Annotated in this window: 19 protein-coding genes; 13 read left to right on the forward strand and 6 right to left on the reverse strand. The window is 64.6% G+C overall.

All coding sequences use genetic code 11. The annotated features are described in order from the left end of the window. Positions 1-24: 24 nt before the first annotated feature. Positions 25-1,905: an ABC transporter ATP-binding protein gene (locus NFJ07_RS09405; RefSeq protein ID WP_269993845.1), complete on the reverse strand. Its 1,881-nt coding sequence runs from the start codon at positions 1,903-1,905 to the stop codon at positions 25-27. A 99-nt stretch (positions 1,906-2,004) separates the two neighbouring features. Between NFJ07_RS09405 and NFJ07_RS09410 the strand changes: the two genes are divergently transcribed. The 5 genes from NFJ07_RS09410 to NFJ07_RS09430 all read left to right on the forward strand — a co-directional run bounded on the left by NFJ07_RS09410 (position 2,005) and on the right by NFJ07_RS09430 (position 5,218). Then, a complete protein-coding gene (locus tag NFJ07_RS09410) occupies positions 2,005-2,529 on the forward strand; it encodes a MarR family winged helix-turn-helix transcriptional regulator (protein ID WP_269993847.1) in 525 nt (174 codons plus the stop codon). A gap of 181 nt (positions 2,530-2,710) precedes the next feature. Further along, a complete protein-coding gene (locus NFJ07_RS09415) occupies positions 2,711-3,121 on the forward strand; it encodes a hypothetical protein (protein WP_269993849.1) in 411 nt (136 codons plus the stop codon). 115 nt (positions 3,122-3,236) lie between these two features. After that, positions 3,237-3,962, forward strand: a complete 726-nt coding sequence (locus tag NFJ07_RS09420) for an SDR family oxidoreductase (RefSeq protein WP_269993851.1) — start codon at positions 3,237-3,239, stop codon at positions 3,960-3,962. A 45-nt stretch (positions 3,963-4,007) separates the two neighbouring features. Next, positions 4,008-4,907 carry a helix-turn-helix transcriptional regulator gene (locus NFJ07_RS09425; protein ID WP_269993852.1) on the forward strand — a complete coding sequence of 300 codons (900 nt, stop codon included), beginning with the start codon at positions 4,008-4,010 and terminating at the stop codon, positions 4,905-4,907. Continuing rightward, complete coding sequence (locus tag NFJ07_RS09430) at positions 4,904-5,218, forward strand: carboxymuconolactone decarboxylase family protein (RefSeq protein WP_269993853.1); 315 nt, start codon at positions 4,904-4,906, stop codon at positions 5,216-5,218. Before NFJ07_RS09425 ends, NFJ07_RS09430 begins: the two co-directional genes overlap by 4 nt. A gap of 54 nt (positions 5,219-5,272) precedes the next feature. On the opposite strand, the gene NFJ07_RS09435 is transcribed toward NFJ07_RS09430, so the two are convergent. Together NFJ07_RS09435 and NFJ07_RS09440 are read right to left on the reverse strand one after the other, a co-directional pair. Then, positions 5,273-5,716 (reverse strand): hypothetical protein, encoded by a 444-nt coding sequence (locus NFJ07_RS09435; RefSeq protein ID WP_269993854.1) that lies wholly within the window; start codon positions 5,714-5,716, stop codon positions 5,273-5,275. Between the two features lie 24 nt (positions 5,717-5,740). After that, complete coding sequence (locus tag NFJ07_RS09440; RefSeq protein ID WP_269993855.1) at positions 5,741-6,808, reverse strand: hypothetical protein; 1,068 nt, start codon at positions 6,806-6,808, stop codon at positions 5,741-5,743. A gap of 305 nt (positions 6,809-7,113) precedes the next feature. On the opposite strand from NFJ07_RS09440, the gene NFJ07_RS09445 reads away from it, so the two are divergent. Then, on the forward strand, positions 7,114-8,034 hold the full coding sequence (locus NFJ07_RS09445; RefSeq protein WP_269993856.1) for an NAD(P)H-binding protein: 921 nt from the start codon (positions 7,114-7,116) through the stop codon (positions 8,032-8,034). A gap of 21 nt (positions 8,035-8,055) precedes the next feature. On the opposite strand, the gene NFJ07_RS09450 is transcribed toward NFJ07_RS09445, so the two are convergent. Then, on the reverse strand, positions 8,056-8,760 hold the full coding sequence (locus NFJ07_RS09450) for an alpha/beta fold hydrolase (protein WP_269993858.1): 705 nt from the start codon (positions 8,758-8,760) through the stop codon (positions 8,056-8,058). Between the two features lie 74 nt (positions 8,761-8,834). After that, positions 8,835-10,739: an FAD-binding monooxygenase gene (locus tag NFJ07_RS09455; RefSeq protein ID WP_269993860.1), complete on the reverse strand. Its 1,905-nt coding sequence runs from the start codon at positions 10,737-10,739 to the stop codon at positions 8,835-8,837. Positions 10,740-10,977: 238 nt separating this feature from the next. On the opposite strand from NFJ07_RS09455, the gene NFJ07_RS09460 reads away from it, so the two are divergent. The 6 genes from NFJ07_RS09460 to NFJ07_RS09485 all read left to right on the forward strand — a co-directional run bounded on the left by NFJ07_RS09460 (position 10,978) and on the right by NFJ07_RS09485 (position 17,617). Further along, positions 10,978-12,456, forward strand: coding sequence for a fumarylacetoacetate hydrolase family protein (locus NFJ07_RS09460; protein WP_269993862.1), 1,479 nt, complete (start codon positions 10,978-10,980; stop codon positions 12,454-12,456). Next, complete coding sequence (locus tag NFJ07_RS09465) at positions 12,449-13,150, forward strand: GntR family transcriptional regulator (protein ID WP_269993864.1); 702 nt, start codon at positions 12,449-12,451, stop codon at positions 13,148-13,150. The genes NFJ07_RS09460 and NFJ07_RS09465 overlap by 8 nt, the downstream gene beginning before the upstream one ends. 56 nt (positions 13,151-13,206) lie before the next feature. Beyond that, positions 13,207-14,724 (forward strand): 5-carboxymethyl-2-hydroxymuconate semialdehyde dehydrogenase, encoded by a 1,518-nt coding sequence (gene hpaE / locus NFJ07_RS09470; protein WP_269993865.1) that lies wholly within the window; start codon positions 13,207-13,209, stop codon positions 14,722-14,724. Positions 14,725-14,874: 150 nt separating this feature from the next. Then, complete coding sequence (gene hpaD, locus NFJ07_RS09475) at positions 14,875-15,981, forward strand: 3,4-dihydroxyphenylacetate 2,3-dioxygenase (protein WP_269993866.1); 1,107 nt, start codon at positions 14,875-14,877, stop codon at positions 15,979-15,981. 53 nt (positions 15,982-16,034) lie between these two features. Beyond that, the gene (hpaH, locus tag NFJ07_RS09480) at positions 16,035-16,820 is read left to right on the forward strand and encodes a 2-oxo-hept-4-ene-1,7-dioate hydratase (protein WP_269993933.1); all 786 of its coding nucleotides are present in this window, start codon (positions 16,035-16,037) and stop codon (positions 16,818-16,820) included. Next, positions 16,805-17,617, forward strand: coding sequence for an HpcH/HpaI aldolase family protein (locus tag NFJ07_RS09485; RefSeq protein ID WP_269993867.1), 813 nt, complete (start codon positions 16,805-16,807; stop codon positions 17,615-17,617). Before hpaH ends, NFJ07_RS09485 begins: the two co-directional genes overlap by 16 nt. Before the next feature lie 688 nt (positions 17,618-18,305). Here the strand turns inward: NFJ07_RS09485 and NFJ07_RS09490 are convergent. After that, entirely contained in the window at positions 18,306-18,836 is a 531-nt protein-coding gene (locus NFJ07_RS09490) for a hypothetical protein (protein WP_269993868.1), read from the reverse strand. Between the two features lie 282 nt (positions 18,837-19,118). Here NFJ07_RS09490 and NFJ07_RS09495 point away from each other — a divergent pair, with 282 nt between their 5' ends. Next, positions 19,119-20,327: an aspartate transaminase gene (locus tag NFJ07_RS09495; RefSeq protein ID WP_269993869.1), complete on the forward strand. Its 1,209-nt coding sequence runs from the start codon at positions 19,119-19,121 to the stop codon at positions 20,325-20,327. The last annotated feature ends 9 nt before the right edge of the window (positions 20,328-20,336 follow it).

The following is a 20,336-nucleotide window of genomic DNA, read 5'->3' on the forward strand; positions in this document are numbered from 1 at the left end:
ATCCGCGTATCGGGGCAGCGCGGGTCATGAGACCCCGAATACCTCAGAGCCGGCAAACTCCACAGTCTCTCCGGCCTCAACAAGCCGGGCATATGCGCCGCCGGCATCACGAAGCTCGCCGGGCATACCGAGCTCCACGATCGCACCGCCGGCAAGGACTGCCAGTTGGTCCGCTTTGTCCACGGTGGAGAGCCGATGGGCAATGGTTAGCGTAGTCCGGCCAACCGCCAACCGGTCGAGTGCCGCCTGAACCTGGGCCTCGGTGGCGTTATCCAAAGCGGAGGTGGCTTCGTCGAGGACCAGCACTTTGGGATTGCGCAGGATGGTTCGGGCAATGGCCAAGCGCTGCTGCTCTCCTCCGGAGAACCGGTGGCCCCAGGCGCCGACCATGGTGTCCAAGCCGTCGGGCAAGCTTGCGATCAAGTCCGCGATCTGCGCCGAGGCCAGCGCGCTCCAAAGGACTGCGTCGTCCGCGCCGGGTGCGGCCAGCAGCAGGTTTTCCCGGATGGTGTCGTGAATCAGGTACGTCTCCTGGGACACCACACCCACGATTTTCGTCAGGTTCTCAGGGGCGATGTCGCGGACGTCCACGCCGTCAATGGTGATCCGTCCGGCGGTGGCGTCATGCAGGCGCGGGACCAGCGAGCCCAGCGTCGATTTTCCGGAGCCCGTGGGGCCAACGATTGCGGTGCTGGTGCCGGCCGGGAGCGTAAGCTCGATGCCGCGCAAAACTTCAGTGCCGCCGTCGTACGCGAAACGGACGCCCTCGAAGCGGACCTCGCCGCGCACTGCGGCCGGATCCAGCAGGACGGGCCGCGCCGGTGCCGTGATCTCGGGAGCCAAGTCCAGGTACTCGAAGATACGGCTGAACAGGGCCATCGCGGTGACCCATTGGACGCCGAGGTCCAGCAGGCTCATGACAGGGCGGAAGATGGCGCCCTGCAGCGCGGTGAACGCCACGAGCGTGCCGATGGTCATGCCTCCGCTGGTGACGGGCAATCCAGCGGCCAGGTAGATCAGCGCCGGAATGGCCGAGAAGATGATGCCCACGGTGGACATCCGCCAGCGGCCAGCCAACTGTGAGCGCATCTCCAGGCCGATCAGCCGTTTGGAGCTTTCCGTGTAGCGGTGGGCGTCGCGCTTGGTGGTTCCCAGGGTTTTGGAGAGCCGGACGCCGGAGACTGACAGTCCTTCCTCGACCTGCGTATTCATGGTGGCCAGTTCGCTCTGCAGCGTGGACGTGATGTTGCGCCGGAGCAGGGCCACCCGGCGGGTGAACCAGACAGCCGGCGGGATCACTATCAGGGACAGAAGCGAGAGTCCGGGGGAAATGGCCACCATGGCGATGGCGGTGGCAATGGCCGTGGTCAAGTTGGAGGCAATACCGGTCGCGGTGGAGGTGATGACCTGCTGCAGGCCGGAAATGTCGTTGTTCAACCGCGACTGCACCTCGCCGCTGCGGGTCCGGGTAAAGAATCCCAGAGATTGTTGCTGCAGGTGTGTGAACAAGCGCGTGCGCAGCGTGTGCATGATCTTCTGGCCCATGCCCGTGGTCATCCAGGTTTGCAGCACGCCAATGAGTGCGGTTGCGGCTGCCACGGCGATCAATCCGGCGGCCAGCCACGCGAGAAGCGGAAGATCCTTGCCGGGCAGCGCGACGTCGATGATGTGGCGGACCAGGAACGGCTGCGCCAGGCCGATGATGCTCGAGGCGCTGATGAGGAGCACGACGGCGGCAATGGTCGCCTTGTGCGGGGTGAACAGCCCGGCGATGCGTTTGAGGCTCACGGGGTGCTGTTTTAGCTGGGTACGGTCCGCGGGATTGAGGCGGGCGGGGCCGCGGCCGGGATTTCGGGCGCCAGCCCCCGGTCGATGGGGATTTTGGGTGAGGATGTTCTCCGTCATAAGCACCACCTCCAGTGGTGAACGGGCGCCAGAATCGCGCCTACTAATACAGAGGTTACCTCACTATGTGGTTGCAGGTCAAATTGCTAGACTGGCAGAATGCACTCACAGCCCTCTGATTCTGCCGACCTCGGGGATCTCTTCCATGCCGCTTTCCGAGGGCTGCGCCGGACCTGGGCCGAGCAGCTGTCTCCGTGGGAGCTGACGCCGCACCAATGGCGGGCGCTCATGACGCTGATGCGCCGGCGTGCCGCCAGTTCCGCCGAGACCGGTTCCGCCTCGGCAGGTTCAGTTGCGGCAGGGGAGCCGGCAGGGGAGCCAACCGGGCAGGACGCCCCGGCGCCCGGGGACCCGATGCGACTGAAAGACCTTGCGGAACGGCTGCGCATTGCGCCGCGTTCGGCCACGGAAGTGGTGGACCAGCTCGAGGTCAAAGGCCTCGTCCGTCGCGATCCGGACCCCACGGACAGGCGGGCCACCCTTGTCGCCGCCACACCAGCCGGGCAGCAGCTCTTTGCTAAGGTCAGCGCCGAACGGCGCGGCAAGTCTTCCGAATACTTTGCCCGGCTCAGTGCGGACGATCGCGCCGAGCTGGCCCGGATTCTGGGGCAGTTGGGCGATTGAGGTTGACGCCGCCTCTCTCCCAAGTTGCCGCACAGTAGGTAGAGTCGAAGCCATGACTCGCCGGAAGGTTCCAGTTGCACTCGTCGCGCTCCCTTTCGCGTTGTGCCTGATCGCACTTGCGCCAGCGGGGACTGCAGGGGCCGCATCCTGCAATTCGCAAGGCCTTTTAGGGGTGGTTGGCATGTGTTCTCCCAGCAGCTCCCCATCTTCCCGGCCGTCGGGCAAACCCACCCCGTCCGCCACGGCTAGCCCACCGGTACAACCGCAACCCCAGCCGGATCCCGGCGTCGCAGTTCCTTCGGGTGCCGCCTCAACGCCTTCGCCGGCGGTGACCGCGGAACAGGCACCCACCCAGGTCCCGCTTCCCGCGACAGCCGTGGCTGCCGTGCCGTCGCCGATTGTTTCCAGTCCGACGCCCTCGACACAAAATTCAGCCTCGGCCGCCGCAGCCAGAATTGACCCCGGCGCTCCCGCCCAGGGCGGCCAGACCCTCGCTCCGACCGTCTCGGTGGCTGGAATCCTGTTGGCCTTCGGCGGGACCCTGATTGCCGCTGGCGGAGTGGTGGGCCTCAAAAGATATCCGTCGCTCTAATCCCGGACCCCGGGTTTCACCGGGAAACAGGTAATAGCCGACCCTGTCTCATTCAGATGCGCGTTCCTAGGATGGAAAGCAAGCCGACAAGCTTTCACCGAAAGAAGGAAAAATAATGGACTCTGGACAAGGACGGGTTGCCGTCATTACTGGTGCGTCGTCAGGAATCGGGGCCGCCACGGCGCGGGCGCTGGCTGCCGATGGATACCGGGTCGCACTACTCGCACGGAGGGCCGACCGGATTCAGGCGTTGGCTGATGAGCTCGGCGATGGTGTTATCGCCATTGAGGCAGATGTCACTGACCGTGGCTCCCTGCTGGCGGCTGCGGAGCGGGTCAAGGCCGAGTTCGGCGGGACAGACGTTTTGGTGAACAACGCTGGGATCATGCTGCTCGGGCCGTTCTCTTCGGATCAGCAGGACGATTACCGCCAGATGATCGAAGTGAACCTGATCGGGGCGATCACCGCGACGGAGGTCTTTTTGGATCAGCTCCGCGACGGTGGCGGGGACCTGGTGAACATCTCTTCCGTCGCTGGCCGGACGGCCCGGCCCGGCAATGGCGTCTATGCCGCAACGAAATGGGGCATCAACGGCTGGTCGGAATCGCTCCGGCAGGAACTTCAGCCAGGGGTACGCGTGACGGTGATCGAACCCGGGGCGGTTGCCACCGAGCTGCCGAGCCACATCACGCACGAACAGACCAGGGCGGGCGCCGAGGCGATGTATAGCCAGGTGGCTGTCACGGCCGAGGACATCGCCGAAGTGATCGCGTTCGCCGTCAACCGCCCCCGGCACCTCACCATCAACGAAATCCTGCTGCGCCCCGCAGGCCAGGCCTGAACCGGCGAACCCGTGCGTCGCCGTCGTCGAACCTAAGGCAACGAAATGGACAACAGAACCGAGGTGCAGGACTTCCTGACGTCCCGCCGCGCCCGGGTCACACCGGAACAAGCCGGGATTCCGGTCTACGGACGTAACCGGCGCGTCAAGGGCCTTCGCCGGGAGGAAGTTGCGATGCTGGCCGGCGTGAGCGTGGACTACTACGTGCGCATGGAGAGGGGAAATATCTCCGGTGTCTCGGAAAGTATTCTCGACGCAGTCGCGCGCACGCTACAGCTGTCCGAGGTTGAGCACGCCCACCTCTACGATCTCGCCAACACAGCCAACAGCAGCGGCACCCGCCGCGCGCGCCCGGCGGCGCTTCACGTACGCCCGGCGGTGCAACGCATACTCGACTCGATCGGTGCACCGGCCTGGGTCAGAAACGGCAAGGCCGACTTCCTTGCCGGCAACCGCCTGGGACGGGCGCTCTACGCACCGATCTTCGTCGATCCCCGACGGCCAGGAAACACTGCCCGCTTCCTTTTCCTGGACCCGCGCGCCGCGGACTTCTATCCCGACTGGCCGGAGATGGCCCGCGGCATGGTGGCAACGCTTCGGACCGAGGCCGGCAAGCACCCTTACGACAAAGGCCTCACTGACCTCGTCGGCGAACTCGCGACCCACAGCGAACCCTTCCGCCAACTCTGGGCCTCACACGAAGTCCTCGTCCATCGCAACGGCACCAAGCGGCTTCGGCATCCCGTCGTCGGAGATCTGGAACTCACGTACGAGGCCATGCAACTGACCACGGACGAGGGCCTGACTCTGCTTATCTATGCCGCCGAACCGGGCTCCCGGTCCGAGGAAGGGCTCCAGCTGCTCAACAGCTGGGCACCCGCGGAAGACGTTGAAGGCACTGTCTTCACCTCGCAAAACGAATCGCTAACAAGGAGAATCACATGACCGAACAATCCCGTGCCCAGCAACTCGTCGGAGACATCTCGCCGAAACTTGCTTCACTCACCGACGACGTTCTCTTCGCCGATGTCTGGGAACGGCCCGAGTTGGCCAAGCGCGATCGGAGCCTCATCACCGTTGCCAGTCTCGTCACGAGCGGCAGCACCGAACAGCTTTTTGGACACTTGCGTCTTGCGAAGGCCAACGGACTGAGCGAGGCCGAATTGAGCGAGGCGATCACGCACCTGGCGTTCTACGCGGGCTGGCCGAAGGCGATGTCCGCCATGGCGGTCGCCAAGCAGGTGTTTGCCGAGTAGCCAAGTTCACGTCAGGGGCGCTTGGCGCCCCGTTTTCCCGGTTGCCGCCGGAGGTCAGGCCTGCGGGGCTTGCCCCTGGAGTGAGGCAATTTGCGCACGTGCGGCTGCGATGAGCTCTTCATTGGTGTTGGCGTGGCCGTTGAGGCCCCAGCCGCCGTCGGGTGCTTCCGTGAGCAGGACCCAGGTTCGGTCGGGTAACGTCGGATCTGCTGCGGCGGTCGCGACGAGCGCAGTGAGCTGTTCGACCAAGGCGAGCTGCTTGTTGCGGTCCAATGCTCCTGCGTTTGTGAGCACCTGGACGCGCACGTAGTTGCTGTCGCCGTCGACATTCGACAGATCCCCCTCCGGGAGTTCATGGATGAATGCCGCCGTGTTCTTGCGGAACATCGGGATATCCGGCACCTGCTCCACCCGCATCACCGTCGATGCCAGATCAACGGCGAGCTGGTGTTTGTCGGCAAAGGTCCCCGTCGTGGCATACACGTCGATCATGGGCATGATGCTTCTCCTCTTCGATGTTGGTCAATCGTCATGATTTTCTGCAATCCTTGCATCTTGCTGTCCCAGTGTCTTCCTCTGGGCAATCATTTGCGGGTCGTCTGGCTTGACGTCCTTGGAGGTGCGGTTCTTCGGCCGGTGCGGCGGGATCGGCTCGGACGCGAAACGTCGTGGGCCGCTCCACAGTGATGGCGGAGCGTCGATCGCGTAGGCGAGGGCGTATGCGACTTTTTCGTAGTTGACGCGCCAGCCCTTGAAGTGGGGCCAGGCTTGTTCCGCCGTCACCTCAACCGGGTAGTCGACGGTTCGCAGGAGCTCCACGGCTGTTTGGAAATCTTCGAAGGTCACGTCGATTTCGGAATCCGGATCGGGGTCTTCCTCGACCGGGATTCGAATAGCCCGCGCCACTTGATTCAGGCAGGTGAACCCCATCCGAAGGACCAGCCGCGCTCTCGTGCTCGGGGCAGACCCTGGACTCAAGGAAAGCTGCAACGCGGCCGCATCCATGACGCTGAGGAGGGAGTTGAGCCAGTTCGATTGCGGCGCTGGTGAACGGAACCACACCAAGGTGAGGTAGGTGCTGTGAGATTCGGCCACATCGGCGGCCCACCGCTCCCACGTACGGTAAAGCTCGCTTAGCTCGCTGGTACTGGTTTGAGCGGCCATGCCAAACCGTGTGCGCACCAAAAGCTCCGGCCCCCATGCAGGTGAGCCTGCCCTCGATACCAGCAGCGTTACCTCCGCCTCGCGCCGGTTGAAGGCTGCATAAAGCGTTGGCAGGTAACCGATCTGCAAAGCGATCACAATCAACCCGGTATACGCGGCCACGTACACCAACACCGTGTTGCCAACGTTGGATGGGGCAGCGTAACCGAGCGTGAACATCGCGGAGCCGGCCTCGCTTGAGGCTTGCCAGATGTCACCATCGACGAAGGGTAGCAGCAGGAGACTGAACGACAGGTCGAACAGGATCACCCAAACAAGCAGTCGGACGAACAGTGCCATCGGAGACTGCCAGGCAAGGATCCGATCACGCACTTCGTACGAGGTGGCGGGCTTCGTGATGGCAAAGAAGATTTTCGCAGTGACCATATGGGTCACCCGTGAAAGGTTGCTGTGCAGCGGCCGCGGCACGATCAGCGTTCCGATCACACTCATCCAGTTCAGGAGCAACCCAACCAACCCGACTGAAAAACACGCCCACATTAATACTGTCAATACGCTCTTTCGACAATGTCGGACACAAATTCAGCTATTGTCCACCGGAAGGGACAAAGCTGGTGAGGCTCGTATCATTCATTCCACCCTCGGATCTTGTCAAGGGTGATGGGTTCCGTCGTGCTGAGGGATGCGACGTTACCAACAACGCATGGCCGGAGAGCTCAGGAGAAACCATCGTGGCAAGTCAACTTATCCTCGGCGCGGGACCCATAGGCGGAACACTCGCGAAGCAACTCACCGCCCGTGGCGACCAAGTCACGCTTGGGACCCGCAGCGGCACCACCGTCCCCGGCGCGACTCCACTGAAGCTGGACGCCAGCAACGCGGCCGATGTGGCACAGGCTGCGCGCGGAGCCGACACGATCTTTGTTTGCACCAACCCGCCGTACACCAACTGGGTAGCCGACTGGCCGCCGATCTTCGACGCCGTGATCACTGCGGCCCGTGATTCCGGGGCCGCGCTTGTGTTCATGGGCAACCTCTATGCGTACGGACCGCCGGTCGGTCCGATGACCGAGCATTCACGGCTCGCCACCACCGAGAAAAAGGGCCTGGTGCGCAAAGCGGGTTGGGAGAAAGTGCTCGCGGCGCACGAACGCGGTGAAATCCGGGCCGTGGAGGTTCGGGCCAGCGACTACTTCGGTCCTGGGTCCATCGGCATGTCGACACACCTCGGCGGTGGCTTTTTCGCACCACTCTTGGCCTCCAAAACGGCGCGCGTCGTTGGGAACCCCGCACTAGAGCACAGTTGGAGCTTCCTGCCCGATATCGCCGCGACACTGATCGCGGCCGCAGACCACACCGGCGAATGGGGGCGAGCCTGGCATGTGCCGAGTGCATCCGTCCCCCGCACGGAAATTGCGCGGCAGGTAAATGAGCGCTGGAGCGTGAAAGGCCGGGTCGCCTCGATCCCGCAGTGGTCACTCAAAGCCCTCGGCACCGTCATTCCGATCATGCGCGAGATCGCAGCTTCCAGCTACCAATTCACGATGCCCTTCGTGATCGACTCAACGGAGACGCAAAGGATGCTGGGTGTCACGGCGACGCCGTGGGACGAAGCGCTGGAGGTCACGGTGAACAGCTACCGTAAGCCGTGAACGAGCAATTAGGTACGGTGACTATCCCGTCCGCTCAACAGCCGCAAGAATGGCTTCCCCGAGTGCAATCGGCTTGGTGAACTGGGGCCAGTGCCCGGTGGGCAGATCCATGAATTCGACATCGTTGATGCGCGCGAGCTCGGCCACGAAGGGGTGGCCGGATTCGATCCATTCGCCGAGCAGGCTGGAAGGGAATTCGCACGCGATGATGGTGGCCGGGACGTCGTAGCGGCGAACATCGTGCAAGCGCTGCTTATCGGACGTCACTTTCTTGGGTTCCGGAATCGCACGCGCCCGGAAGGCAGCCCGCAGTTCCTCGTTGAGGTCCACAAGGTCCTCAGTTTCGAAAAGCTCCCACGGCGGCAACGGCACGGCGTCGCCCTCTACCGGCAGTTCGTCGTTGATGACTCCGCCCTCGCCAAGCGGGCCGCTGTCCACGTACACCGCCCGGACCACGCGGTCCGGGCGGGCGTCGACGGCGCCGTGGATGATGGCGCCCCCACCGGAGTGGCCGACCAGAACAACGGGGTTGCCGACGGCGTCAACAGCCGCCACTACTGCGTCGATGTGATCCCTAAGGCCGATGCCGGACCTTGGGGCGTCAATGGCCTCCAGCCCGGGCAGCGTGAGTGGGTGGACGGTGTGCCCCGCAGCAACGAGCGGCGGCGTGACCTCCGACCACGAAGAAGCGTCCAACCAGAATCCGGGAACCATGATGATGTCCATGCCGGTACCCTACGACGAGCCACCGACAGAATGAACCCTTCCGCAGGTCCAGCGCGCCAAGCCGCGCCAACAGCTCACACTGCCGCGGTCCGTCCCGATCGAAGGAGCGGCGCGAAGAACGCGGCGAGTTCCGTCGTCGCGGTCAAGGGCAGCACGTTCGCGACGTACTGGTCCGGGCGCACCACCACCACGACGCCGCCGCGGTCAAGGCCGCGCAGCTCGAAGATGTCAGCCGAAGGATCAGTGCCGTAGACGTTCTCGAGGTAGGTGAGCTTGAACGGCCCGACTTGCGGCTTGAACGCCTCCGGTACGGCCCCGATGTCGACGCTTGTGTGCTCCTGCTGGTAGATCACCTTCACGTCGAACCACGCGTCACGGTCAGCGCCCGACGGCGTCGCGGCCAGCGGTGAGTCCGGTGCGTTCGCGATCCACTCGGCAAAGTCCGCGGCAGGGGACTGTGCACCGGCCACCTCGGCGTCCGCGAAGACGTAGATGCGCCAGCGGCCGTCCGCTTTGGCCTGGTGGCCGAGTTGCAGCGGGTTGGTGTCGCAGACCCGCACCACCGGGGCGGACTTGAAACGCTTGCCGATGGTGAATCCCGTGGCCAGGCTTTGGTGTGTTGGCTCGGCGATGAGCGGCGAGGGAGCGTAGTGGGTCATGAAGCCGGCAGGGAACTCCGCCGTGTTCACATAGAAGTTCTCCAGCTCGGTGGGGTCCTCGAATTCCTCGGGCTTTTTGGCCATGAGCGTGGACCACTCTTTGTCGAAGTCGATGAGGTTCTTGGCAACGACCTGGCGCTCGGCGGAGTACGTGGACAGCAGGCTCTCCGGGCTGCGGCCTTCGAGTACGTGTCCGAGCTTCCAGGCCAGGTTGAAGCCGTCCTGCATGGAGACGTTCATGCCCTGGCCGGCCTTGGCGCTGTGGGTGTGGCATGCGTCGCCGGTGATGAAAACACGGGGAGTGCGGGTGCCGCGCTCCTCCGGCAGGACGTCGTCGAACCTGTCCGTGAGCCGGTGCCCCACCTCGTAGACACTGTGCCAGGCGACGTTGCGCACGTCGAGCGTGTAGGGGTGCAGGATTTCGTTGGCTTTCGCGATGATCTCCTCGATGGTGGTGTTGCGCACGGAGCGGTTGTCATTCCGGTCCACCTCGCCGAGGTCGACGTACATGCGGAAGAGGTGGCCGCCTTCGCGCGGGATCAGCAGGATGCTGCCGCCCGTGCCGGACTGGATGGCGCATTTCGTGCGGATGTCGGGGAAGTCCGTGACGGCAAGGACGTCCATGACGCCCCAGGCGTGGTTGGCCTGGTCCCCGGCGAGGGTGCAGCCGATCGACTCCCGCACCTTGCTCCGCGCACCGTCCGCCCCCACGACGTACTTGGCCCGGACGACGCGTTCCTGGCCTTCGTTGGTTCCGGCGGTGTGGAGAAGGGTGACGGTGACGGGGTAGTCGCCCTCGCCGGTGACCTCGAGGCCGCGGAACTCGTATCCGTAGTCGGGAGACATGCGGGTAGGGGAGTTCGCCATGAACTCGGCGAAGTAGTCCAGCACGCGCGCCTGGTTCACGATGAGGTGCGGGAATTCGCTGATGTCTCCGGTCGGATCGTCGAGGGCGCGGGCGGTGCGGATGATGCGCGAGGGATCCGCGGGGTCCGGCTTCCAGAACGCCATCTCGGTGATCCGATACGCCTCGGCGATGATCCGCTCGGCGAATCCGAAGGCCTGGAACGTCTCCACGCTCCGGGCCTGGATGCCGTCGGCCTGGCCGATCGCGAGCCTCCCGCCGCGGCGCTCCACGATCCGCGTCGTGACGCCCGGGAACTGGGACAACTGTGCGGCGGCGAGCATGCCCGCGGGCCCGCTGCCCACGATGAGCACGTCGACCTCGTCGGGAATGTCAGTGGGCCTGTTGATCCCGACACCGGCGGCCGCCTGGACTCGCGGGTCACCGGACACATAACCGTGGTGGTGGAACTGCATGGGATTTCCTCACTTCGTTGTGTGGTTGTTCAATTATAGAACTGTGAATTCTCTATTTGAACCCTGAATTGGATTCTAACTGTACGGCAGGTGTGACGTGGGCTACAAGGCCGGATGGCCGACCCTGGCGCGATCCGCGCCGGGCCCGTGAGACTGTGCCTGAAAACGGGGGTTGACGTCCCGAAGCTCCCGGGTCATAGTTATCGTATACGATTTCGTACTCGATGAGGAGTAAATCTTGGAAAAGGTCACCGACCACATCCTGGCCGCGGCCCGCAAGGTCATCGCGGTGCATATCAACTACCCCAGCCGGGCCGCCCAGCGGGGCCGTACGCCGGAGCAGCCGTCGTACTTCCTGAAGCCTTCGTCGTCCCTGACATTCGGCTCGGCAGAAGCGCCTTCATCGGTGGAGCGTCCGGCCGGTTGCGAGCTCCTCGGGTACGAGGGCGAGATCGCGCTGGTCATCGGCAAGCCCGCCCGTCGGGTCAGCATCGAGGACGCTTGGAGCCACGTCGGGTGGGTCACTGCCAGCAACGACCTGGGCGTCTACGACCTCCGCTACGCGGACAAGGGCTCCAACCTCCGGTCCAAGGGCGGCGACGGCTTCACCCCGGTAGGGCCCGCGCTCATCCCGGCCGCCGACGTCGACCCCTCCCAACTGCGCATCCGCACCTGGCACAACGGCGAACTTGTGCAGGACGACACCACCGAAGGCTTGCTGTTCCCCTTCGCGCGCCTCGTCGCCGATCTCTCGCAGCTCCTCACACTGGAAACCGGCGACATCATCCTGACCGGAACCCCGGCCGGCGCCTCCGTCGCCCAGCCCGGCGACGTCGTCGAGGTTGAAGTCACCGCCGTCGGGCTCAGCAGCGGCCGCCTGGTCACCACAGTGACGGAAGGTACGACGCCGTTCGCGGACTTCGGTGCCCGGCCCAAGTCCGATGACACGCAGCGGGAGGAAGCGTACGGTTCCCGCGAAGCGGCGGGGTTGCCGCCGCTGGAAAATCCGGCGCCCGTCCTTACGCCTGAGCTGAAGAAGAAACTCGAGAGCGTCGCCACCGCGACGTTGTCCAGCCAATTGCGCAAGCGCGGGCTGAACAACGTGAGCATCGACGGACTGCAGGCCACCCGCCCGGACCGCCGCGTCGTCGGGCTCGCCCGGACCTTGCGTTACGTTCCCAACCGGGAGGACCTGTTCAAGACCCACGGCGGCGGCTTCAACGCGCAGAAGCGCGCGATCGACTCCGTGAACGAGGGCGAAATCCTGGTCATGGAGGCCCGGGGCGAAAAGGGCACAGGCACTGTCGGGGACATCCTCGCGCTGCGCGCCCAGATGCGCGGCGCCGCAGCCATTATCACCGACGGCGGCGTCCGCGACTATTCTGCGGTGGCTGGACTGGACATGCCCACCTACTTCGCCAACCCACACCCCGCCGTGCTGGGCCGCCGGCACATCCCGTGGGACACGGACATCACCATCGCCTGCGGCGGGGCCACGGTCCAGCCCGGGGACATCATTGTGGCCGACTCGGACGGCATCCTGGTGATCCCGCCGGCCATCGCCGGGGAACTCGTGGATGAGTGCATCGAGCAGGAGAAGGAAGAATCCTTCATCTTCGAGATGGTCAAGCAGGGCAACAGCGTGGACGGTTTGTATCCGATGAACGCGCAGTGGCGTGCCCGCTACCAGGAGTGGGAAGGAGCCCAGGGTGACTGAAACCGCCGTCGGGAGCGTCGCCTTGGGCGAGAAGACCGGGAGCAAGTCCGAGCAGGCCTATACGGCAGTCAAGGCGCGCATCGTGGAAGGCACCTACACGCCGGGATACCGGCTGGTGCTGGCCAAGATCGCTGAGGACCTGGGCGTGAGCGTGGTTCCGGTCCGGGAGGCGATCCGCCGCCTGGAGGCCGAGGGGCTCGTGAAGTTCGAGCGCAACGTCGGCGCCACGGTCTCCGGGATCGACCCCACGGAGTACCTGTACACGATGCAGACCCTGAGCATTATCGAAGGAGCGGCAACGGCGTTGTCCGCACCGCTGATCGATTCCGTGGCGATTGCACGGGCCCGCGCGGTGAACGCCGAGATGCGCGATTGCCTGGAGCATTTCGACCCGGTCCGCTTCACGGCGCTGAACCAGGATTTCCACAGCGTGCTCTTTGAACACTGTCCCAATCCGCACATCCTGGACCTCGTGCACCGCGGCTGGAACCGGCTCGCCTCGATCAGGGCCTCGACGTTCCGCTTCGTCCCCGGCCGCGCGCAGGAATCCGTCAAAGAGCACGAGGCGCTGCTTCAACTCATCGAAAGCAACGCCGACGCCAACACCATCGAACACGCCGCCCGCCGGCACCGCAGCGCCACCCTGGACGCGTACCTCGCACAAAGCAACGCGGGGTCAGTTAGCGCCCATTAAACGGCCCAACATAGGCCGTAAGTGACCCCGCGTTGCACAAGTAAAGGAAGACAACAATGACGTTCACCGCACCAGAAACCACCACCACCCATTACATCCCGAAGGACCTTCCCACCCACATCCAGCACTTCATCAACGGCCGGTTCGTTGACTCCGTTGGCGGGAAGACCTTCGACGTCCTGGACCCGGTATCCAACGGCAACTACGCCACCGCCGCGGCCGGGCAGAAGGAAGACATCGACCTCGCTGTTGCCGCCGCCCGCGAAGCCTTCGTGAACGGTCCCTGGCCGAAGATGAAGCCGCGCGAACGTGCCCGCGTCCTGAACAGGATCGCCGACGCCGTCGAAGCCCAGGAGGAGCGCCTCGCCGAACTCGAGACCTTCGACACCGGCCTGCCGATCACCCAGGCCAAGGGCCAGGCGTTGCGTGCGGCGGAGAACTTCCGCTTCTTCGCGGACCTGATCGTGGCCCAGTTCGACGACGCCATGAAGGTCCCCGGCTCACAGATCAACTACGTGAACCGCAAGCCGATCGGCGTCGCGGGCCTGATCACCCCGTGGAACACCCCGTTCATGCTCGAGTCCTGGAAGCTCGCCCCGGCCCTGGCCACCGGCAACACCGTGGTCCTGAAGCCGGCCGAATTCACCCCGCTCTCGGCCTCGCTCTGGGCACAGATCTTCAAGGACGCAGGCCTGCCCGACGGCGTGTTCAACCTGGTCAACGGCCTCGGCGAGGAAGCCGGCGACGCCCTCGTGAAGCACCCGGACGTGCCGCTGATCTCCTTCACCGGTGAGACCACCACGGGGCAGACAATCTTCCGCAACGCCGCAGCAAACCTCAAGGGCCTGTCCATGGAGCTCGGCGGCAAATCCCCGTGCGTCGTGTTCGCCGACGCCGACCTGGACGCCGCGATCGACTCGGCCCTGTTCGGCGTTTTCTCCCTTAACGGGGAACGCTGCACGGCCGGCTCCCGCATCCTCGTGGAACGCGCCATCTATGACGAGTTCTGCGAAAAGTACGCCGCCCGCGCGAAGAACATCGTCGTCGGCGACCCGCACGACCCCAAAACCCAGGTCGGCGCCCTCGTCCACCCCGAGCACTACCAAAAAGTGGCCTCGTACGTGGAGATCGGCAAGTCCGAAGGCCGGCTGCTCGCCGGCGGGGGACGCCCGGAACACCTGCCCGAAGGCAACTACATCGCGCCGACGGTGTTCGCCGACGTCGCGCCCGACGCGCGGATCTTCCAAGAGGAGATCTTCGGACCGGTCGTCGCGATCACCCCGTTCGAGAACGACGACGAAGCGCTCGCCCTGGCGAACAACACGAAATACGGCCTGGCGGCCTACATCTGGACCCAGAACCTGACCCGGGCCCACAACTTCGCGCAGAACGTCGAGGCCGGCATGGTGTGGCTCAACAGCCACAACGTCCGGGACCTGCGCACCCCGTTCGGCGGCGTGAAGGCCTCGGGCCTGGGCCACGAAGGCGGCTACCGCTCCATCGATTTCTACACCGACCAGCAGGCCGTGCACATTACCCTCGGCGCTGTTCATACTCCCAAGTTCGGCGCCTAAGCGCTTCCCCCTTCCCAACTGACTCGCACTTGTTGTCGTTATGAGGCTCCAAAACGACATCTACTGCGAGTCAGTTGGGTGGCCGACGGCACGCAAGGCGAGCCACCGCCGTCGAACACCACAGACCCCTTTCAAAGAAGAGAGAACCCCATGAACCCTCAAATTGCACAGACCAACTTCGTCCCCACCCCCACCGTCCCGGCACCGGATATCGTCCGCTGCGCCTACCTCGAACTCGTGGTCACCGACCTCGCCAAATCCCGCGAGTTCTACGTGGACCTCCTGGGCCTGCACGTGACCGAGGAAGACGAGAACACCATCTACCTGCGCTCCTTCGAGGAGTTCATCCACCACAACCTCGTGCTCCGCAAGGGACCGGTCGCCGCCGCGGCAGCGTTCGCGTACCGGGTGAAGTCCCCGGCCGAGGTGGACGCCGCCGAGGCGTACTACCGCGAGTTGGGCTGCCGGGTTGAACGCCGCAAGGACGGCTTCACCAAGGGCGTCGGCGACTCCGTCCGCGTGGAGGACCCGTTGGGCTTCCCCTACGAGTTCTTCTACGACGTCGAACACGTCGAACGCCTCACCCAGCGCTACGACCTCTACTCCGCCGGTGAACTGGTCCGCCTGGACCACTTCAACCAGGTCACCCCCGATGTTCCCCGGGGACGGAAGTACCTCGAGGACCTGGGCTTCCGTGTCTCGGAGGACATCAAGGATTCCGACGGCGTCACTTACGCCGCGTGGATGCACCGCAAGCAGACCGTGCACGACACCGCCCTGACCGGCGGCAACGGACCCCGCCTGCACCACATCGCCTTCTCGACGCACGAGAAGCACAACATCATCCAGATCTGCGACAAGATGGGCGCCCTGCGCATCAGCGACCGGATCGAACGAGGCCCCGGCCGGCACGGCGTGTCCAACGCGTTCTACCTGTACATCCTGGACCCGGACGGGCACCGCATCGAGATCTACACCCAGGACTACTACACCGGGGACCCGGACAACCCCACGGTCACCTGGGACGTCCACGACAACCAGCGCCGCGACTGGTGGGGCAACCCCGTGGTCCCCTCCTGGTACACCGAGGCTTCCCTCGTCCTGGACCTGGACGGCAACCCCCAGCCGGTCATCGTCCGTGAGGAAAAGAGCGAAATGGCGGTCACCGTTGGGGCGGACGGCTTCTCGTACACCCGCCAGCCCGAGGACGGCCCCGCAGGGGAAAAGAAGGGCTTCAAGGTCGGCTCGCAGCTCTAGGCCCGCAGCCCCCAACGTATGCTGACCGCAGGATGGCCGAACGGAGTGTGGAGATGCTTGACCCGAAGACGATAGAAACCATTGCGGACGAACTACTGGAAGCAGGCCGGAGCCGGACCCCGGTTCCGCGCCTGACGGCCCGCTACCCGGAGATGACGGTGGAGGATTCCTACGCCGTGCAGCAGTTGTGGCGACGCCGCAACGAGGAAGCCGGGAGGAAGCTGGTGGGCCGCAAGATCGGGCTGACGTCCAAGGCCATGCAGGACGCCACCGGCATCACCGAACCGGACTATGGCGCGATTTTCGATGACATGGTCCTGGAAACCGGCTGCTCGGTGCCGTGGGACCAGTACACCCACCCGCGGGTCGAGGTGGAACTCGCGTTCGTGCTCAAGAAGGACCTCTCCGGGCCGGGTTGCACGATCTTCGACGTCCTGAACGCCACCGACTACGTGGTTCCGGCCCTTGAGATCCTGGATTCCAGGATCGAGATGGAGGGCCGGACCATCGTGGACACCATCTCGGACAACGCGGCCATGGGCGCCATGGTGGTGGGCGGGCGACCGGTCCGCCCGGACGCCGTCGACCTCCGCTGGGTCTCGGCGATCCTGTACAAGAACCAGACCGTGGAGGAGACCGGCGTGGCCGCCGGCGTCCTGGACCACCCGGCCAACGGCGTGCATTGGCTCGCCAACAAGATCGCCCCGCACGGCGACGGGCTGAAGGCCGGGGAGATCATCCTCGCCGGCTCCTTCACCCGCCCTCTCTGGGTGTACAAAGGCGATACCGTCCACGCCGACTACGGACCCTTGGGAGTTGTCACATGCCGGTTCGAGTAGAACCAGACCGTACGTTCCGTCAAGCCCTGGCCGCCGCGGACCGGCCCCTCGCCGGGATGTGGGTGTGCTCCGGCAGCCCGCTCGTCGCCGAACTGTGCGCCGGGGCCGGGCTGGACTGGCTCCTGATTGATGCCGAACACAGCCCCAACGGACTCGAATCCATCCTCGCCCAGCTCCAGGCCGTCCGCGGCTACCCCGTCCAGGCCGTCGTCCGACCGCCGGTCAACGACACCGTGCTCCTCAAGCAATACCTGGACCTGGGCGTGCAGGACCTGCTCATCCCCATGGTCAACTCCGCCGCGGAAGCCAAGGCCGCCGTCGCCGCCGTGCGCTACCCGCCGCACGGCGTCCGGGGCGTCGGCTCGGCCCTGGCCCGCGCCTCACGCTGGAACCGCATCCCGGACTACCTCGCCCGCGCCGCCGAGACCATCAGCGTCACGGTCCAGATCGAAACCGAGGCCGCCGTCGCCGCGGTCGAGGAGATCCTGGCGGTGGACGGTGTCGACGCCATCTTCCTCGGGCCCTCCGACCTCGCGGCGTCCATGGGCCTGCTGGGACAGCAGGAACACCCCAAGGTGCGCGCCGCCGTCGAGCACTGCCTCACCGCGGCACAAACCGCGGGCAAACCGGCAGGCGTGAACGCCTTCAATGAGGACACGGCCCGGTCGTACATGGACGCGGGTGCCTCGTTCGTGCTGGTCGGCGCCGACGTCGCGCTGCTCGCGCGCGGCACGGAAGCCCTCGCGGACAAGTTCATCCCAAGAGCCCCCGACGGCGGAGCGCCCCCGAGCTACTGAACATTTCTCATTCACTAACCAGCCGCCCACGATGTTGCAAGTAGGTAGTCGGCACTCTTCCGGAGGTCCTTGGACGGAGCTACATTGGATATCCCGGGGCCGCCGGGGGCGGTCGAGAAGGGGACCGTCCACAATTCAACGGAGCATGTCGTGGTCACGCAACCAGATCTCAATCCTCAACAAGCTGCAGCCACTGCCCAACCGCCGGCTGCAAGGCGTTCGGGCCCCGTGGAGTACGATCTTCGGGCGGTTTACGTCCCGCAGTCCGGGCTGTTCCTAGATGATGAGGGGCGCGAATTCTTCGTGACTGCCGTGGAATTCTGGGAGCACGCGACGGTAGTCAGTCTGTGCTGGAAACGCAGGCCCATGGCGGGGCAGGGAAGTCCGCCCCTGGTTGCCGCGGATGAGCACGACCGTGTGCTGGGCGTGAAGCGCATCTGGACCGTTGGTGCGCGGTCGATCCAACATTTTGAACCGATTCCAACGTCGGCCCGCACATTGACGGTGCTCATCGCAAGGAGAACAGGACCCCAGGAACTGTTTAGCTGCAGGACGCCCCCGGCAAAGAAAGAGCCAATGATGTGAGGACTCCCATCTGACTCGCAGTTGTTGTCGTTTTGACGCCTCATAACGACAACAACTGTCAGTCAGTTGGGTTGGAGGCGCCGTCTGGGCTGGCCCGCGGAAGCTAGGCGGAGCGCGCGGTGCCTCGTGTTGACCTGCGGATATGGTCGGGCGTGAGGCCGGTCAACGAGGCAAGCTCAAGGTCATCGCAGGCTTGGGTGCGGTGTGCCATCACGATCAACGCCTCCCGCTGTTCGGTGATCTGGTCGCGGTGCCTTTCAGCTGCCCTGAGTTCCTCGCTTTTCGCCCTGAGGGAATCCACATGGGCGCCGCGCGGAAGCCCGCTCGGATGGAGGTCGTCATGAGCCAAACCAATGGTCCGGATGGCACGAATGTTTTCTCCGGTTACTGCGGAGACCGTGGCCAGGGGGAGTGCGTCTTCCAGTGCCTGGGCGATCAGTTCGTTCCGGGCAGCGGTCAATGTTCGGATGGCACTCGAAGCATGGGACAAGAGCTGCCTATGAGCGGCGAAGGCGCGGATGAGCTTGGCATGCTCTCCCTTGGCCGCAGCTAGGGGCTGTGCTTGAGACTTCGCCCGGTAGCTGTACCTGCCGGTGGCCGACCGACCGCGAATGGACCCGGATTGGGCTGGCATTGGACCCCTTTCGGACTCTTCGCGAACGTTTGAGCTATGAATCTAGGCGGTATTCACGGCATTGCGGAAATACCAATACCGCGTGAACCCATAAGCAAAGTGCATAGAAGAAGTTTGAATTGTCCCTAAGCCACCACAGATACCCCATATCCAGCTGACGGTCATAAGGGTCTCTTATTGATCCACGCACATTAGGTCTTATCCACGGCGCCCGGCAGTGCCTAGTCTCGAAATTGGGGATTCGACACCCGAATCCTGAGTTTCACGATTCTGGAGAAGACAATGTCCCAGTACCTGCCGGCGTCGAGGGTCACCCGCATCAAGTCCTCAGCGAGCGTTGCGGCCGCCGCCCGCGTCCGCGAACTACGAGCCGAAGGCATCCCGATCATCGACCTGACCGTCGGCGAGCCGGACTTCGACACCCCTGACCACATCAAGGCGGCCGCTATCGAAGCGATCAACGCCGGCGAGACCAAATACACCTCGGTGACTGGGACCCCCGAGCTGCAGACCGCCATCCTCCGCCGGATTGAAAGCCACACCGGCGTGCACTACGAGGCGAACCAGTTGACTATCGGCGGCGGTGCCAAGCAAGTTCTCTACGTTGCGCTCATGGCATCGCTCAACGAGGGCGACGAGGTCATCGTCCCGGCACCGTACTGGGTGTCCTACCCGGACATGGTCCTCGCCAATGACGGCACGCCCGTGATCGTCGCTTGCGGAGAAGACACCGGCTTCAAGCTCACGCCGGCCGCCCTGCGCGAAGCCATCACGCCCAAGACAAAGTGGCTCATCCTCAATGCTCCGTCCAACCCGACGGGAGCCGTCTACTCACGCCAAGAACTGCAGGCGCTGGGCGCAGTCCTTGAGGAATTCCCGCACGTCTACATCCTCACCGACGAAATCTACGACGAGATCCACTTCGGTGACGGCCGGGTGACCAGCCTCGTCACCGCGGTTCCGTCCCTGGTTGACCGCATCCTGCTGGTCAACGGTGTCTCCAAGGCCTATGCAATGACCGGTTGGCGCCTTGGCTACGGCGTAGGCCCGGCGCCCTTGATCGCGGCCATGAACAAGCTGCAGTCGCAGACGTCCTCCTGCCCGTCGTCGGTCAGCCAGGCAGCCGCGGCAGCTGCGCTGAACGGCGACCAGTCGTTCGTCCGGGACAGCGTGGAGGTGTACCGCAAGCGCCGGGACGTCGCCGTCGAAGGCCTTAACGCCATTGACGGGCTTTCGGTCGCCCCGGCCGAGGGTGCTTTCTACGCTTACGTGAACTGCAGTGGCGTCATCGGCAAGACCGCTCCGGACGGCACGGTCATCGAAAACGACCAGGACTTCACGCTGTACCTCCTCAACAGGGCCGCGGTCGCTGTCATCCAAGGTTCGGCCTACGGCCTTGGCCCCTACTTCCGGATCTCCTTCGCCACATCGCTGGAGACCATCAACGCCGGCGTGGACTCGATCCGCAAGGCAGTCAGCGCCCTCAACTAAGCCCACGGG

Origin of the sequence: Arthrobacter sp. B2a2-09, assembly GCF_027587375.1 — a bacterium.
GTDB lineage: Bacteria > Actinomycetota > Actinomycetes > Actinomycetales > Micrococcaceae > Arthrobacter.

Bases quoted from the DNA above. Each gene is read 5' to 3' on its own strand.
- NFJ07_RS09405 (WP_269993845.1), bottom strand. From the start codon at position 1,905: ATGACGGAGAACATCCTCACCCAAAATCCCCATCGACCGGGGGCTGGC.
- NFJ07_RS09410 (WP_269993847.1), top strand. From the start codon at position 2,005: ATGCACTCACAGCCCTCTGATTCTGCCGACCTCGGGGATCTCTTCCAT.
- NFJ07_RS09415 (WP_269993849.1), top strand. From the start codon at position 2,711: ATGTGTTCTCCCAGCAGCTCCCCATCTTCCCGGCCGTCGGGCAAACCC.
- NFJ07_RS09420 (WP_269993851.1), top strand. From the start codon at position 3,237: ATGGACTCTGGACAAGGACGGGTTGCCGTCATTACTGGTGCGTCGTCA.
- NFJ07_RS09425 (WP_269993852.1), top strand. From the start codon at position 4,008: ATGGACAACAGAACCGAGGTGCAGGACTTCCTGACGTCCCGCCGCGCC.
- NFJ07_RS09430 (WP_269993853.1), top strand. From the start codon at position 4,904: ATGACCGAACAATCCCGTGCCCAGCAACTCGTCGGAGACATCTCGCCG.
- NFJ07_RS09435 (WP_269993854.1), bottom strand. From the start codon at position 5,716: ATGCCCATGATCGACGTGTATGCCACGACGGGGACCTTTGCCGACAAA.
- NFJ07_RS09440 (WP_269993855.1), bottom strand. From the start codon at position 6,808: ATGGTCACTGCGAAAATCTTCTTTGCCATCACGAAGCCCGCCACCTCG.
- NFJ07_RS09450 (WP_269993858.1), bottom strand. From the start codon at position 8,760: ATGGACATCATCATGGTTCCCGGATTCTGGTTGGACGCTTCTTCGTGG.
- NFJ07_RS09455 (WP_269993860.1), bottom strand. From the start codon at position 10,739: ATGCAGTTCCACCACCACGGTTATGTGTCCGGTGACCCGCGAGTCCAG.
- hpaE (WP_269993865.1), top strand. From the start codon at position 13,207: ATGACGTTCACCGCACCAGAAACCACCACCACCCATTACATCCCGAAG.
- hpaD (WP_269993866.1), top strand. From the start codon at position 14,875: ATGAACCCTCAAATTGCACAGACCAACTTCGTCCCCACCCCCACCGTC.
- hpaH (WP_269993933.1), top strand. From the start codon at position 16,035: ATGCTTGACCCGAAGACGATAGAAACCATTGCGGACGAACTACTGGAA.
- NFJ07_RS09485 (WP_269993867.1), top strand. From the start codon at position 16,805: ATGCCGGTTCGAGTAGAACCAGACCGTACGTTCCGTCAAGCCCTGGCC.
- NFJ07_RS09490 (WP_269993868.1), bottom strand. From the start codon at position 18,836: ATGCCAGCCCAATCCGGGTCCATTCGCGGTCGGTCGGCCACCGGCAGG.
- NFJ07_RS09495 (WP_269993869.1), top strand. From the start codon at position 19,119: ATGTCCCAGTACCTGCCGGCGTCGAGGGTCACCCGCATCAAGTCCTCA.